Raw genomic sequence first — 16,981 nt, forward strand, 5'->3', positions numbered from 1 at the left:
CTTATTGAAGAGAGGAAATATGCGTCTACAGACTTCAAAGTTAAAGCGCGCCGTGGCACTCGTGGCCGCCGCCTGCACGCTAGGTACCTGCTGCATCGCAGGATCCATCGCGTGGGCGAATGGTGATCAGAATGCCGAAGGCGCAAATACTGCAAACATTGCAGAACAAAAAACGAGTATAACTATTCACAAGTACCAAGGTCCTGCAACTGCTACTAAATCTGATGGCTCTGATCAGAGCGATCTTGTTAAAGATAAGAAGCCGGTTAAGGGCGTTGAGTTCACGCTTTACAAAGTCACGCTTACGGCAGGAGCTGATGCGAATGCCAGGAAGATTGATTTGTCTAAGGCTGAAGGCTGGGAGAAAATCAAAGAGATTCAGAGTCTCGACCCTGCTACTAAGAAAGCAGCTTCATTCTTCGAAGGTAATACTCCTAAATTTGCTAAGACTAAAGTTGAAGCTAAAACAACTGGTGAAGATGGTTCTGCAGAGTTTAATAATCTTGACGAATCGCTTTACTACGTTGAAGAAACTGACACAAAAGGTGCTCAAATTAAAGATGGAGAAAAGTGGAAGTTTGTAACTGTTACTGGTAAGGTTGATCCGTTCTTCATCACAACGCCTTTGCCTCACAAGACTGATAAGTCATGGGAATGGTTGTACAACGTCAATGTGTATCCAAAGAATGATACCAGTGACGACGTTCCTACTAAGACACCAAAGACTCCAACCAAGCTTTATGTTGATGAAAATAGTAACACTGTTATTCCGTGGGATATTTCTATTCCTTTGATGCCTCCTAGTGACAATAAAGCTTATAAGAAGATTGGATTTATCGATGCTCTTCCTAATGGTTTGACGTATGATAGCGTATCTGACGTTAAGCTCGTTAAGACACCAAAGACGTCTGCTGGTTCTAAAGCAACTGATGTACCGCTTGCTGTAACTACTGACTACACGGTTGCGAATGCTGATAATAAGGTAACGTTTAGCCTTACTGATACAAGGTTGGCGGATATCTCCAAAGATTTCGGTACTAATACTTACGTTTTGAAGGTCACTTTAAAAACTAAGGTTGCTAATGGAACCAAGAACGTCACTAACTCGATTAATGGCTGGATTGACGATAGCAAGATTGGTGAAGACGGTGATCAAGATCACCCGTGTGTCCCAACTGCAGATAAGCCATGCGATAAGAATCCTCACGGCACTTCGCATTTTGCTACCTTGAAGATCACCAAGGTTAATGATGCTAAGACTAAAGAGTCTGGCAAGAAGCCATTAAAGGGTGCAGAGTTCACTGTTTATCCAGTTAAAGAAGGTACAACGTTTGCCGAGGTTTCAGGTACTGCAACCAAGGAAACTATCGAAGGAAAGCTTGATAAAGGTGATAAAGATGTCAACGCTATTAAGCTTAAGGCAACTGATGATAAGGGTGAAACGACTGCAAACTTGTTCATTGGAACTAACGATGTTGCTTCCAAGATCTACTGCGTTGTTGAGACCAAGGCTCCTGCCGGCTTCAAGCTGAATGAAACCCCGACTTGCTACGAGGTTAAAGTAGAAACCAAAGAACAGGCAACAGCAGGTCTTAATAATGATAACGCTCACGAGATCGTTAATTCCCAGGCTACTGAACTTGACAAAATCCTCGGCAACTTGCCTATGACTGGTGCTCGCGGCTTGGTGATTTTGACGCTTTGCGGTGTTCTTGGTTTGGGCGGCACGTTCTTCTACATTGTAATGAAGCGTCGCAAGGAGCAAGAGCAGGAGTAAAACTCGCTCGGCTGGCTGGGCGACTTGAACAATTGTTCAGCTGATTTGCTTTGCCGGTTGCACAGTTTGGTTTCGAAACAAGCTATGCAACCGGTTTGAGCGGTTAGTTGCACAGTCAGGTGTCGCGCAAATGCTGGGAATTTTCCGGCGAATGTTCTACAAAACATCTGATGTAGCGACAAAACCCATGTAAATTCCCGTCAAATGTTTCAGTGGCTTTGCATTATTGCTCTGCTGACGTTGAGTATTTACTGCATAGAGAACACTAGCGTCATTGCTGCTGCACAAGCTACGCTAGGCACTCCTACCACACAAAAAACACTAGCGGTTTTACTAGTAGTGAGGGTGGGTGTTGCTTGGTCGAGCAATATAAAAGCGGAACGATAGTAATAATCTTGCTGATAAATACTATTTATGCAGAAAAAGTAAGTAAAAAACTAAATTAACTATCTGGATGCTAAGTCCAAATAAGGTATAAGAGCGGAGCGCTGCAAGACAAGTAACACCCACCCTCACAGCTACTACAGAAATTTGCCAGCCAAACGCCAGACAAAACTCATAGACGAAAGCCAAGTATCTCGCAAAAATGACTAGCGAATAAAGCTGCCAAGTGTTACTGGTGCAGAAACTGTACTGCGTTGGTAACGAAAAAGTGGGCTTATATGTTACTCGCGCAGCGCGCTGTCTGCACCAGTAACGAAAAAACGCTGAAAAGTGTTACTCGCGCAGAAATCGTACTGCGCGAGCGCTTTCATGAGGATTTACTAGCATGTTTAGGTTTTTTGAGAGCCGCATTGTGGCGGTTAAGCCAGATCGGCGCGATTATCGTGATGAACATGGTAATCGTGACGCTCGAGCTTATCCAGATGGCGGCGACACTAAGCCTACTAAGCCTACTAAGCCTCAAACAACACAAACAGCATCCGCTCAAAAAAAGTGGCGATTTTCTAAATCGTGCATAGTTCCGGCTTTGCTGTTGCTTGCGTCGTTTGCGTCTCTTATTTACCCGCATGCCGCCATGTGGCTAAGCCAGTACCACATGTCGGAAGTGGCGGCCGAGTATGCAAAGCTTATTACACACGCGGTCCCTGCTCCGCACGAGCAGCTCCGTCGCGCTCGTGAGTATAACAGTAAGCTTTCGTCGGGTGCTATTTACGAGGCAAATACGAACATACCAACTTCTCACGGAGCTACTTCCGATGCGAGCCAGGATTACTGGGATCAATTGAAAGTAAACGATGACGGGCTTATGGCTCGTTTGCGCATCAAAAAAATTGATCTTGATTTGCCTGTGTATCACGGCACAGAAGATGCCACTCTTCTGAAAGGTCTTGGTCATTTGCGTGGAACTTCGCTTCCGGTTGGCGGCAAGGGAACGCGATCTGTGATTACAGGACATCGCGGTTTGGCAAGTGCGGAAATGTTCACCAGGCTGGACGAAGTTGGAAAAGGTGACACTTTTACCATTGAGGTTTTCGACGAGATTCTCACTTACAAGGTTGTTGACAAGATCGTTGTAAACCCTGATGAGACGAAGAAGATTGCAGCCGTTCCTGGTAAAGATTTGATGACGCTGATTACTTGTACGCCGCTTGGCATCAACACGCAACGCATTTTGGTTACTGGCGAACGAGTGGTTCCAACGCCTGCGGCAGACAAGGCGCTTCGTGGTAAAAAGCCTGATGTTCCGCGATTTCCATGGTGGATTGTTGCGTGCTTTGGAAGCCTGTGTATTGTTGGTGGCTACATTTGGTGGGCTGGTTTGCCTGTTAAGAAGAAAAAGAAAACTGAAAAGCGTAATGATGATGTTGCTTCTGATGTTGCCTCTGATGCTGTGGGTGATGCTGAGGCTGATGCGCCGGCAGCTACTGATGTCAATATCAGTGCAGTAGGTAGTGCTTACAGAAGTGCAGACAGCACATCGACCAGCACAGTGAGCAGTGCAGATCTTGTGCTCGAGGAAGCTAAGGCGATTGAAAATCGCCCGAAAAAACGACCGAAAGTCAAAAAGTCTAGTTCGCGCAAAAAACGCAAGCGGAGTGGTAACAGCGAAAAGACTTTCGACTGGCTTATAAGAATTCTCGGTTTATGAGCGATTGATTATAGGTAATAACAAAACTTAATAACAAAACTTAATAACAAACTTGCGGTGCCGTGTTGGCGACGCAAAGCAGTGTAAAACAATGCAAAACAGGTGGAAACAATGAAGAGTATTTGGACGATTATGCTAAACGTTCTTGTTCGCATAGGTCAATTGACTCAATGTGCAACTCGTGTAGCTAAACGTGCGACTCAGCATATGTGCCGTGTGGCTAAAAGTGTGACTAAGCGTTTGGCTAATCGTATAGCTAATTGTGTGCTTGAACTTTCAACTAAACGTTCATCTAAACGCGAGTCTGTTTCTGCATATCGTGTGTTCAGCAGCTCTTTTGCCAGCGCTCTTAAAACTGTTCTTGTGTGTTTTCTTTCGGTAGCAATGTTGCTGCCTGTTTGCTTGAGTGCTGAAACAGCAGTTGCTTTGGATAGTAATAATAATTCTGCAAGTAATTCCGCTAATAATTCCGCAAAGTCTGATCCTAAAACTGATCTAAAGTCTGATTTCAGTAATCCAGATTCTAATCCAGACTCATCTGAATCCACAGGCACAGACTTATCTTCCTACCAAGATTCTTCTTCCTCTCAGTCTTCTGCATCCCAAAGTTTTGGCAATTCACAAGGATTTATGGATCCAAGAAATCCATTCTCTCGATCTTTTGACTCTTACTCAGGCTCCGGCACAAGTATGCCGTTTGCTTCTCCGTTCAGCTCCCAATCAAGATCGTCGCTTTTTGATCGTGCTGTAGAAGAAGAAAAAGCAAAAGCGCAAAGCCGCGATTCTAATTATTCAGCTCGTGAATCTTACGAAGAGTATCGACCTGGGTGCAACAAGGATTACGCTCGCGGCGCATGCATTACTACTGACGGCGACGGCGCTGGTTTGCGCGCTACGAACGGTCACGATTTGGATGTTAATAGTCTTGGATACAGCTTGGAATCTAGTGACACATTTGCTAGTGCAGCAACGAGGCCTCGCGGCCACTACGAGAACGGTTCTGTGCCTGAAGATCCTTCCGGCACGGATCATTACGGCGCAACTTACTTCACTCCATACCCTAAGGGTACTTTTATTATGGGCCGTTTACGCAACATGGCTTTTAACCATAAGGGTTCTGGCGTCGACAGAATTAACTTGCCTATAGATGACACTGCAGATTTCGTGTTTGTAAAGCGTACTCCTAAGCTTTCCGGCGGCGGCTTCGTGTGGGATGTTATTTTTAACGCTGGCGGCCGTACTCAAGGCGCTGGTGCTGCTCTTGATTACTTTACGATTCCAAAAGGTCAGATTCTAGACAAGGGTAGCGAAGGCGGAAGGCAGTATATTCAGCGTGTTCTTTACAGCGGCAGGGAAGCTACTGCTTTGTATAAGAAGAAGCAAGGCAACAATAATCCTCCTCGCGAAACCTGCTCATTCTCGTGGGATAATCCTAACGGTTTATGCAGCATTAAAACTGACGGTAACGATTTTGATTCTGGAGACGATTTAGTTGCAGCTTGGAATAAGATGCGCGGCACTGACGACAGTAAGAATGGCAATTATTCTAGGATTCTTCCGGAGGCTGTAACAACTGAGGATTTGAGTAGTTCTGACGCTATTGGTTGGTGCCGTGATGGCACAGGTTTGGACTGCATTAATTCCAGTAGCTATGGTGCTTTGGATGAAGGCGATCTTAAAGTTGTTCCTAAAGTCGAAGGAAGCTATAGCAGAGGCTATAGTCCTGCTTATATTGCTCTCGTGCAAAATCTTTATAGATCTATAAAAGGTGACACGCAGCGCGTATTTAGTTTTGTGAATAAAATTAAGTCCGGCGAGATTGCTTATACGTATAAGATTCACTTCACTACTACAACTTCTACGAATAAAAACGACTCATATTGCTCTTCTAATAACGTGAGTGATGGCACGGGTTGCGAAAACTTTTCATTCTTCTACGCTGCAGGATCTTACTACGGTAAGAAACAAAGCAGAGGTTTTTATGGTGCTACTGACCCGTTTGGTGTTACTAAAGCCAGTAAATATTCCATGACTAATTTTGGACGTGACGCTAACTACTACATGTACACTGTAATGCATCAGCAATGGTATGGTGCGCCGCGAATCATAGATATTCAGGCTCCTAGATACCACTTCCTTAAGGGTACTGGTTTAGGACCGTACAACAGTGACAACGGTAATTTTCTTGAACTCAGGCATATTTCATTCTCTAGTGTGTTACTTGGAATAGTCAATAAGCCTTTGGGATCTTCAAGTCTTATGAACGAGAATCAAGATATACGCTTATTGCCTGATTATTATTCTGCGAATAACGGTTATGCCCGAGGCAATCAGTGGTTCCGTAATCCTGGTATGAATGACCATAATACGAAGGATTCAGAGCCTGGTAGGCATAAGCTTGAGCTTAGATATAACGATAGAACGTATCACATGAGCGAAACTCAGGATTTGTGGTATAGGGTTATTACGCAAGCAGACGTGTTTAAGCCTTTGCAAACTGAGGAATATGACGAAAATAACAAGACTCCTAAGTATTATTCTTACGATCAGCCGCTTCCTAATCCTCTTATTATTGATAAGCTTGATAATAATGCTGGGTTTGTGAATTTTGTTGGCAAACGTTCTGACTTGTATAAGCAGGTAATGGCTTTCGACCCTAACTTGTTCCCGCCTGTTAATAAGGATGAGTATGGTTCAAGGAATAGGTATGGTTCAATAAAACAGAAGAAGGGTTCCAGGACAAACCCTTATCCGTTTGATGCTGGCTATTTGAGTACTGATCCGGATGGCGATTCTAATACTCCTCTTAAGAATCTTGCTGTTTATAAAGCTGAGTGGACGGATAAGTGGGGTGATGAGCCTCGCTCGAATACTCTTCAGGATGCTGATTTAAGTATTGCTGCTAAAGTGCCTATTGTTAGCGTTGTAAATCCTTGCGGCCATTCTAAGATTCTTGACGAATACAAGGATAAAATTAACGGTAAGTCTAGGTCTTCTGTTTCGTTTAGATCCGTAGATAGTGACGATGCTTCTGCTGCAAACAACGACCGTGCAGCTCTTGGTGAGGATCGTGAAGACAGCATGCCTGAATGCTGGCCTAAAGCGCAAAATGCTACTAAGCGTAATGTTTGGTTTGTAAGTAACGCTCCTAAGACGGGTGATGATGGTAAGGAGTTGAAGCCTGGCGAACCTGTAAAGCAAGACTTGCAGAACAAAGTTTTGGCTAAAATCAACCGTCTTTACAGAAACTGGATGCGCAACAAGTATAGTGCTCAGTTGCAGGATGGCAAGAATCCTAAAGTTTTGCCAAATTATGTGTTTGTAAAGTACGTAAAGATTACTTTCTGGGATAATTCGACTACTGTTATACCTGTTGTATTCCCGTATGTTGATTACGAGAAGCCAACGTTGGATGTAAAAGTGAGTGTGAATAACGCAACTCCTGTTGATGTTCCAGCTGATGGTTTGAAGATTCCTGTTAATAGCAAAATTAAGTTCTGGGTTAAAGGTCATGACGACAAGAGGATTTTGCTTGGCGTAAAGCCGAAGGAAGCTACCGACTACTTTACTAACGATAAAAATAAGAGATTCTTTGATGGTAAAAAAGTCGTTGTGCGCAATGATTTCGATATGATTACGACTACTCGTGAAAAGAAGAATGATTGCGATAATCGCGGTTGCGGTGATTTTACTACTATAAGCTACGATCAATTCATTCATAAAAGTGGTGAATCTGATAGTCCGACGGATCAAGTTGGATGGGTTATTAACAGCGGTAATTCTAAAGATGATGGTTCTCCTACAGTACAAGTTGGCGATCAAAATAGAAATCGCGGTGTGCATGATTTGATATTCCACGGTTGGGATGCTGCAGGTAATTCCGTAATAAAGAAAATTAAGCTGATTATTGTATCTCCTGGCTATGGTTTGCCAAACGTTTGGTGGGATAAGAAGCCGAATGGACATTATGTTGGGCGCGTAAATCCTTGGGATGAAGATAAGCGCGTGCGTTCGATTATGGTACGCATTTGGGCGCGCGGTAAGGAAGCTCCTAAGAAGGATCATAATTATGATAGTATGTGCCCTTCGGATGGCAGTTGTTACGGCATTGTTATTCAGCGAGATGGTAATAGGAAGACTGATTATTGGCATCAGGTTAATACGTATAACCACAATAATGATGCTGCTAGCCCGAATGGGTATAGGTCTGCTGAAGATAGGTCTGCTTCAGAGGACAGGTCTTCTTCAGAGGACAGAGATGCGGCTGACGAAAAGGCTAAAGCTAACGGCAAGAATGCTGACGGAAAATCTGCCGATAACAAGAATGCTGACAACAAGGCTAAAGCTGATAACGAAAAAACTGATAATGCCAAACCTGGGGAGAACTCTACCCAAAATCAGCAGGGTCAGCAGGAGCAGTCGCAGAAATCGCAGAAGTCAGAAAATAAGCAGCAGGAGCAGCAGAATAAGCAGCAGCAGGCTAATAAGCCTCAAACTAACAACAAGCCTGCTTCTTTGAAGATTACTAAATCTGCTAAGAAGAATGCTAAGAAGAATGCTAAGAAATTTGCTAAAAAGAGTTCTAAGAAGAATGCTAAGAAGCGTAATGTTCCTGGAAAGCGCGGAAGCGTAAAGCTTGCAGTGCTAAACGAAGGTGATTCTTCTAATAAAGAAAATACGCAAAAGTCTGAAGTAAATAATACTGAAGTAAGTAACGGTAGTAATCAGAGTGATGCTGCTAATACCGAAGAAAATGGTAACGCAAGCAAAGACGCTAAAGACTCCAAAGACGCTGAGTCGAAAGATTCTAATGGTCAGGATCGCAGTGCTGAAGGAGAAGATCGTTCTACTACGAAATCTAACGATCAATGGCGTGAAGAATTTAGTAAGCGCATTATTACAGCAAATCTTGGAGACCATATCAAGGGCTGCACTGCTAACGGCGACGACAGGTGTGAAATAACTTTTGATCCTGTAACTGGAAATATTACGATTCCGGAATACTTTGCGGAAATTGGTTCAAGAATTTACGTAGACACTTACTCTGTGCCGGAAAATAATCCAGATTGGCGTCAGGATAAACTTTGGAAGCTTATGGATCCAGGCAATCTTCAGGATCGCGAAGAGTCAGACCCGCTTCCGCTCGATATTGTGTGGCCAAACGGCTTAGTACAAGTGAACCCGTTTGAGCTTAATAATAACGAAATCGTTGCAATGCTTTCTTGGATGAGGCACGATAAGCGAAACGAGCGAATTTTCGGCTACCGTAAGGAAGAAATTGGCGTTAAAGGTGAAAATAAGTACGATACTTATGACCAATACGATAATGGCTTTAATCCGAAAACTACTCAAGCAAAGTATGCTTATGGTGAAAATAAGCCTCAATACTCATGCGAGAGTACGAAGGACCAGCAGTGGAAGCTGTGCTTAGATGGCGTTACTGGTATTGGCGAGCTAGACGATAATCATAAACTTAGCGAAATGCTGTACGCTATAAAGAAGCTTTCTTTCAAAAAGTTGGAAGCTGATGACGAGACTACGCTTAACCCGGTTGAGCATAAGGTGACGCGCTTCGTTGATATGCGTAAGGACTATACGTGGGGATTAGTAAATAACAACAAGAAAAGTGTTGACGGGCGAGATGACCCTGGATTTGACGGCCCGCAAAACGGCTTGCATGGAAATCAAAAGTTTGGCACGCAATACTTTGTTTACAAGTGGAACATAAACTCATACCGCAAGGGCAATGCTAAGGCGTTAAACCTTCAGGATGTGCTAAAGCTTGTAAAAGGTACGCCGAACATCAATGCGCAAGAGGAAAGTAAGCCGCAGCCTTCGCTAACTCCTATGAGCGCGGCGGATAATAAGCAATTTGACGCATGGGGTGGCGAATACCCTATGGTTGTCAAAGGTGGCTTAAGTTACGCTGTGAAAGACAGTACATGTGCCGCGTCTCTTAAGGCTAATAAAGGTGTTGCGCAAAAAGGTAAGTGCCAGTGGCGAAATAAGCTTAATTTAGTTAAGTATACGCCTAATGAATTTATTATGGATCGTTCTTCATTCTCTTACGATGCTTCTGTAAATATGAAGAACGGAAGTGAAGTACATATTACAGATAGGCTTATTGAAAATAAGAGTAGTCAACATGCTGGTGAAGATAAGTATGTTAGTGAATATGCTATTCACAAAGACTTCCTTATGCCTGGCGGTGAAGATCTGAACGGTCAAGCAGATGGCGAAAATATTGGTGACATTATAACTAAGAATATTGATGTTGACACTATAAACGACTACGACGCGTACGGTGAAGGTACTTCAAAGGCTGTTGGATACGCAAATAACAGGCCGTTCATGCATGCGCAACTTTATGTGAATAATGGTAATGTTACGAACGATCTTCTGCTTCGTGAGCCTGGTAAGACGCCAGATAACACAACGAACGTAATAAACGTGTGGTTTATGCCGGTTGATAATGAGAAACCGACGATTAGTGCGAAGAGTTATCAGGAGTGGGACGGTAAGCCGTGGGATATTCACGGAAAATGCATGATTAGTGGCAATACCAATAGTTGTAATCTGGTTGAGGATGATGTTATTACTCTTGATAAGAAAATTTATGAAAAAGGTACGAAAGCTTGGTATGAAGCCGATAATGCTACGATTAATTTGCCTTCGTCATTAAAGCTAGACGATGATTTCAATGAGTACGAACCAGGCAAAGGCGATCGCCAGTGGGTGCAAGGCAGTGCATTTAATAAGAAATACGTTACTTTGTATCCGAATAGTGTGAACAGTAAAGTGCTGGTTAATAATCTGAATGTGTATATTCAAGCGAATAATATTCAGGATTCTAGTGGTAAAACTTCTAGTCCGATGGTGAAATTTGTTAGTAACGGCGTTACAAATAAACATTTGCTTAGAAGGTTTGTTGAAAAATACAGGAGCACAGATTTGGAAAATCCAAGTACGGATAAGCAAACTGTATTTACAATGTATGCTGAAACTACGGATAGTGCTGGAAAGCAAAGTGACAAAACTATTGTTGGATGCTTTAAGACAACGTGGACAGACATGGTGAAACCATCTGTTGTTGCGTACGATGGTAATAGCGGTGAATTTGCAAAGTACGATAGCTGGCTTAGCAAAGATGGTTCTTCACAAAACCGCGATTATAAAGTTGTAGTTAAATCAGGCTATGGAGCTAAAAGAATGGTAGTTTACTATCATCCTGCTTCAGAGCTTGAGAAACCTGTTGCTATTAATGGTTCTGCTGGCTCTGCTGCAAACTCAAATGAGACTAACTTGGAAACCAGTATTGGTAAAACAATTTCCGTGTGTTGGAATAAATCGTGGAGTGTATGCGCTGGCACTTCTAAGCCGAATGAAGTAACGCTTACTCACGACGATAAGGGTAATGCTGTTATAACATTCCCTAGCGGTTTCTTAGCTCCAGGAAGCGTGGTTCGAGCACGCAGCCGTCTTGAAGTTGGACCATGGACGTATATGCCTGGTGTTAGAAGCCCTGAAGATCTTTCCGATGAATCGCTTAATAGAGACAGAGATAAGACTGCAAGAGGCGGCGGAAATACGCGTTCTGCAAAAGGTAGAAACGCAAAAAGCCGCGCTGCAAAAGGTAAAAACTCTAACAGAGACGACGCTAGTTCAGAAGATACTCTTGACGTGCTGCCAATGGCTTACGCAAAAGAAAAGCCTAGTGAAGTATGCCGTCCGGATTACTGGAGCGCAGACAACTGGTCTGGTTTGAAGAAGCCGTCCGACTGCGTGTACTTCGGTGTTACTATGAAGCGTCAAATAGTGCAAATACACCCAATGCTTCTAAGTGGTCACGAAGAGCGCGCAATACGAATGGATTTGCACAGCGAAAACAACTTTGCTGGAAAACCAGAGAAGGGAATTTGGCTTCCAAACGATAGTGAAATCGTTACGGATGAGGATCCAAGGCTGGAGCCTGGTAGAACGATGGTGACTTTTAGGAAGTATGACTATAGTGCTATGGACGATGACCATAAGCCTTTGAATCCGCCTAATTATGGTGACCGCAAAGTAGGAAATATACAAGACGTGGCTGTTATGACTCGAGGCTGGAGAAGCCGCGTGCTTGTGCCAAATCCTCGAGAAAATAAGATTACGCGATTTGTGCGATTGCGCGCAGAGAGTGGTCATGATAACACAACTGGCGGTAACGATTATGCTGCAGACTACTTAGCTGATGCGCCTACTAGCTTCGAAGAGACTAAGGATAATAGTAAGGCTCTGCGCGTAGCTGGGCGTCCGTATGATCCAGGATTTGTTCTTTCGAAAGATAAGAAGTCTCTTCTGTATCTGTATAATGCTTCAACTAAGCGCAACTTTACGCTTAATGATTTGCAATCTGCGTTGAAACTTAAGCGTAACAGTAGTTTGCACCCAGCAAACGAGTGTGGAACGTATGTTGATGGAAGCGAATGGGCGTTTGATGATTGCCAGCCATCCTTGCTGCCAGAAGTAAGAGGTAGCGATAAGGTTGATGGCGAGCATGGTCGAAACGGCTTCAGCTTTAATGGGGGTACACACTTCTATACGTATAATCCGTCTGAAGACCATAGGTCTGGTGCTAATGGCGCTGATAATGGTTCTGATAACGACAATGGTGCTGCTGCTAAAGAAACTTGGTATGTAAACGTCATAGATATGATTTCAAAGGGCGGTGCCGGCGGTGGATATCGTATTCCTAATAGCTCTGGCGTAACGTCTGAGAGTAGTAATACTGGTCTTTCGCTTACCGACTTTGATGGTGTTGGCGCATGGGGTAGGTCTGGTGCGATTGATAAGAGCTTAATTAGTCATAAGATTTTCGAAAAGCCAGATAATCGTTTGTCGGTTATTATGACATATGGCGATAGCTGGGTTGGCGATACTCATACAACGCGAGGTAAAGCTGGCGGCTGGGATAACGATGCCAATCACGAATTCGTAATGCCTGTGTATCTGATTCCTGTAGATAATGAGAAGCCGACCGTTGCAGCAACTAGAGGATCGCTTCTAAGTGGGCACACGAATGCTAATAATCCTTACGTTGTAACAATGAAAGAAGAGGACTACTCTAAGCTCACAGTTAAGGGTAATCCTGTGGAATACGCGGACGGAAAAGTTTCGAAGTCGCAAAGCAAGGAGAGCGGAAAGACTCTGTTTGCGGATGTTCACGACGACTACGATCGTTTCGGTGATCTCAGCAACCTTAGCCTAGTTGCATGCAAAGTCAATAAGGCTGGCGGCGCAACTGATTTTGGCACTTGCAAGTCAATAATGGGCAAAGATGGTTCCGTAGATGCTAATGCGTTCAAGCGGCTAAAAACTGACGGCAACGGAGTTGAATACGCTTTGTACGGACGTGCAAAAGATAAGTCCAGCAATGAGAGCGACGGCTTTGGTGACAACAATAACGTAGGTCACTTAGTCGGATACTTTAGCTTCGGATACTTGGTGCGTCCGGTTGCACTGCCTTATAGCGGCGGTCAGGCTGCAATATGGTTCAGCTTCATGTTCGGCGTACTGTTGGCGCTGTTCTTGGCATCCGGTGCGTTCGGAAGGCGCGGATGGCTCAGCTCGGTGCTTAGCGGCAACGGATTCGGCGCTCTTACCGACAGCAAGCACTGCGATGCTTCGGCTGAGGCGCTTCGAAGCGGAAAGCTGTTCAAGCTCAAGCTAAAGCTCAAGTGGCCTCGGTTGTGATGCGTAGGTTGTGATGCGTAAGCAGGCGCTTTTACTGAGCTTGAAATCCCATTGATTTCAAGCTCGGTCAAAGCGTGATTTGGCTCAAATGTGAAGCACACTGTGCTTCACATGCCAAATCAGCCGAACGGCTACCAAATAGCCGTGAGGAACAAGCGCTCCGGCAAGTCAATGCGCGCATATAATAAAAGTATGACGCAAGTATCACGTAGGCAACACGACTCGCAATATACGCAATTGCTTTCGAATCAATCAGAACCAGTCATTCCGCGCGTTTTAAGCGTGGCTGGCACAGACCCAACAGGTGGAGCCGGAATACAGGCAGATCTCAAATCAATCATGGCTGCAGGCGGCTATGGTATGTGTATACCGACTAATTTGGTTGCGCAAAACACGTGCGAAGTGCGCGAAGTGTTTACGCCGCCGGTCAGCTTTTTCCGCACTCAACTTTCATGCGTGTACGACGACGTTACAGTTGACGCGCTAAAAATCGGTATGCTTGGCTGTGCAGAATACATTGAAGCAATGCGAGACTGGATGTGTGATAATCCGGTTCCTATAAGCGTGCTTGACCCGGTGATGATATCGACTTCCGGAAAACGCTTGCTTGAGGCGAGTGCTGAAAATGCGATGCGGAACTTTATAAGTTGCGTTGATGTCGTGACGCCAAACGTGCCGGAGTTGGCTGCTTTGAGCGAGTCGAGCGTTGCGGAAAATTTTGAGGAAGCTTGCAATCAGGCGCGCGAGTTGGCTGCAAAAAATAGCGTTGTTGTAATCGTAAAAGGCGGGCACTTAACTGGCGAAGACGTTGGAAATACTGCGGTTTTTCCGGACGGTGACGCAAGACACGTACCAAGCGAACGAGTTGAAACAAGCACAACTCACGGAACTGGATGCTCGCTTTCTTCTGCGCTTGCTACGAAAATTGGGCTTGCTTTGCGCGAGGGAAAGAATTTGAGCAATTATGATACTGTACTTCGCGCGCTTGAATGGTCAACAGCGTGGCTTCGAGAGGCGATTGCTGCCGGAAGTGTGTTGCATGTTGGGTGCGGAGGCGAGCGCGGTCACGGGCCGGTAAACCACTCCGTGCGTATCCTTCAGCAAACTGCGTGAGTGCGCGCGAGCATTTGTCTCGTGTTTGGAGGATTTAACGTCAACATCTACTCCAATTGCGAGTAAACTCCCTCGCGTTTGGAGGGTTTTTAGCTGTGTTTTGCTCCAAACGTGCGCATTGACTTGCCGGAGCGCTTGTTCCTCACGGCTATTTGGTAGCCGTTCGGCTGATTTGGCATGTGAAGCACACTGTGCTTCACACTTGAGCCAAATCACGCTTTGACCGAGCTTGAAATCCCATTGATTTCAAGCTCGGTCAAAGCGCGCGCGAAGGCACTTCAATGCGGAAACTCGCTTAAGTTGGAAGTCCAGTGGACTTCCAACGCGAGTTTCGCGAGCGAGCGTAATAAAACGCGAGCGTATTGTTAATAACGCTTAAGAATAGAGCGACTGAAGGAACGTTCACATGAAAAACGCGTTCACTACCTCGCTTGCGTTGAAAGCACACTGTGCTTTCAACCTTGAGCAAGCTCGGCGCTATGAGTTGCTTTCGCGCGCGCAATGCTGCGCTCAAGCAGATCATCGCGCCCGTGTTTGGAGGGTAGCGCGCGAAGGCAACTCGGAACGTCAGTTTTACTCAGTAATCACGCTTTTAAGCTCGCGCGCAACTTTCCCAGCATCCTCAGCGCACATAAGCGCCGACACTGTGCAAACTCCGTCAAGCTCAAGACCGCGAATAGGGAACACTGTGTTCTCGTGAATTCCGCCAATTGCCAACGTTTTTACGCCCATAGAGTGCGCAACTTTCGCAACTTCGTTTACGCCTTCAACTCCCAGTGGAGGCACGTCGTGCGCTTTCGTATGCGTTTCAAAAGCTGCACCAATGCCAATCACATCCGGCAGCGGAACGTCGTTTTCTTTGCACTCGCGGTAAGCTTTCTCCATCAAATCCGGTCGAGCGCAAGAAAGCCCAACCATCCACTCTGCTGGCATCGCCTTTCGTGCCTCAACAAACGGCGTATCCTTTTGCCCAACGTGCAAGTTGAAACCAAGATGAGCTGCGCAATCAACATGATCGTCAATAAACACAGGCACATCGCCGTGTCCGGAATCAATAAGCGCGTGACGCAACTTCTTCGCCTTGGCCGAAATTTCAGCGTCATTGGAATACTTATCGCGCAATTGCACAACTGTAACTCCGCCTTCAACTGACTCTACTGCAACTTCTTCTTCCGGGCGATTTCCCATGCGCGGATCCGTTACCAAATACAGTGTCCAATCAACAGGCTCCACCGTAAACTCAATATTTGTCAAACTAAACATATCATTTACGCTAAGAGTTGAAAGCGCATCCATCCACAGTGTGCGGAAAGTGCCTGGAGCTGTGGTTTGGCGAGCTGCCCAAGTTCCAGCCGCTGCTGCGTGCACGTGCGCTGCAACAGTTGCTGCGAGCGGACGTTCCGGGTTTGCGCCAACGTATGCTGCAACTAACGCTCCCAAAGCGCAACCTGTTCCAACTACCTTAGTCATAGCTTTGTGGCCACCTGTTACGCGAGCTAAACATCCGTGAGCGTAAATCGCGTCTTTTTCTCCGGAAATTGCCACTACGGATCCGTATTTTTTAGCTAATTCGCGAGCAGCTTGAAGCGCGTCGTTTACGTTATCGTGAGAATCTACGCCTTTTCCGTTGCTTTCTTTGCCTGCAAGTGCCATTATTTCGGAAGCGTTTGCACGAATTACAGTAGGGTGGTGCTTAATAATTTCGTGTACAAAGCGCGCGCGAGGTGCAAGTGCTGGAACGCCGATTCCAACCGGGTCAAGCACCCACGGAGTATCAGCTTTTTCGCATCCTTCAACAGCTGCGCGCATGTATTCGGAAGTTTCTGGCTGATGGAATGTGCCAACGTTTATGAGCACGCCTGTGGCAATTTGCGCAAGTGCATGCGCTTCTTCTGGATCGGTTACCATAATTGGCGATGCTCCTGCAGCGAGCAGTGCGTTGGCTGTAATGTCTTGCACGATTACGTTCGTGATGCAATGGGTGAGTGGCTGCTGTGTGCGCACACGTTCGATGCATTGACGCACGTCGTTAAGGAACATACGTCGGCGTGCGCGTACAGAGAAGCATGTGTCGACTTGCGTTGTTGAGCTTGTGCAGTATTCGTTTGCTTCGTTGCAGGTATTTGTTTTTTCAGTGTTGCATGTTGTCATAATGTTTCCCTTCGCTAGCACTATCTAGATCAGGTTTTACGGATGTAATCTCAGCGCTTGACTTCACAATTTGTTGCAATTGCGCACTCCGAACCATCCTTCGACTATATCTTTTG

At 45.3% G+C, this 16,981-nt stretch carries 5 protein-coding genes and 1 riboswitch; of the genes, 4 read left to right on the forward strand and 1 reads right to left on the reverse strand.

Annotated features, from left to right (window positions below):
* Positions 1-19: 19 nt before the first annotated feature.
* From HXT26_RS01090 to thiD, 4 genes are all read left to right on the forward strand, one after another.
* On the forward strand, positions 20-1,777 hold the full coding sequence (locus tag HXT26_RS01090; protein WP_422112087.1) for a SpaH/EbpB family LPXTG-anchored major pilin: 1,758 nt from the start codon (positions 20-22) through the stop codon (positions 1,775-1,777).
* A 769-nt stretch (positions 1,778-2,546) separates the two neighbouring features.
* On the forward strand, positions 2,547-3,869 hold the full coding sequence (locus HXT26_RS01095; RefSeq protein WP_421789005.1) for a class C sortase: 1,323 nt from the start codon (positions 2,547-2,549) through the stop codon (positions 3,867-3,869).
* A 111-nt stretch (positions 3,870-3,980) separates the two neighbouring features.
* Entirely contained in the window at positions 3,981-13,601 is a 9,621-nt protein-coding gene (locus HXT26_RS01100) for a hypothetical protein (RefSeq protein ID WP_422112025.1), read from the forward strand.
* Between the two features lie 192 nt (positions 13,602-13,793).
* Positions 13,794-14,714 (forward strand): bifunctional hydroxymethylpyrimidine kinase/phosphomethylpyrimidine kinase, encoded by a 921-nt coding sequence (gene thiD, locus HXT26_RS01105; RefSeq protein WP_050397244.1) that lies wholly within the window; start codon positions 13,794-13,796, stop codon positions 14,712-14,714.
* A gap of 573 nt (positions 14,715-15,287) precedes the next feature.
* Here the strand turns inward: thiD and thiM are convergent.
* Positions 15,288-16,865: a hydroxyethylthiazole kinase gene (gene thiM / locus HXT26_RS01110; RefSeq protein WP_004107252.1), complete on the reverse strand. Its 1,578-nt coding sequence runs from the start codon at positions 16,863-16,865 to the stop codon at positions 15,288-15,290.
* Positions 16,855-16,966: riboswitch (TPP riboswitch) on the reverse strand. Its footprint overlaps the gene before it by 11 nt.
* Between the last annotated feature and the right edge of the window lie 15 nt (positions 16,967-16,981).

It is taken from the genome of Gardnerella sp. DNF00497B (assembly GCF_049262725.1).
Taxonomy (GTDB): domain Bacteria; phylum Actinomycetota; class Actinomycetes; order Actinomycetales; family Bifidobacteriaceae; genus Bifidobacterium; species Bifidobacterium leopoldii.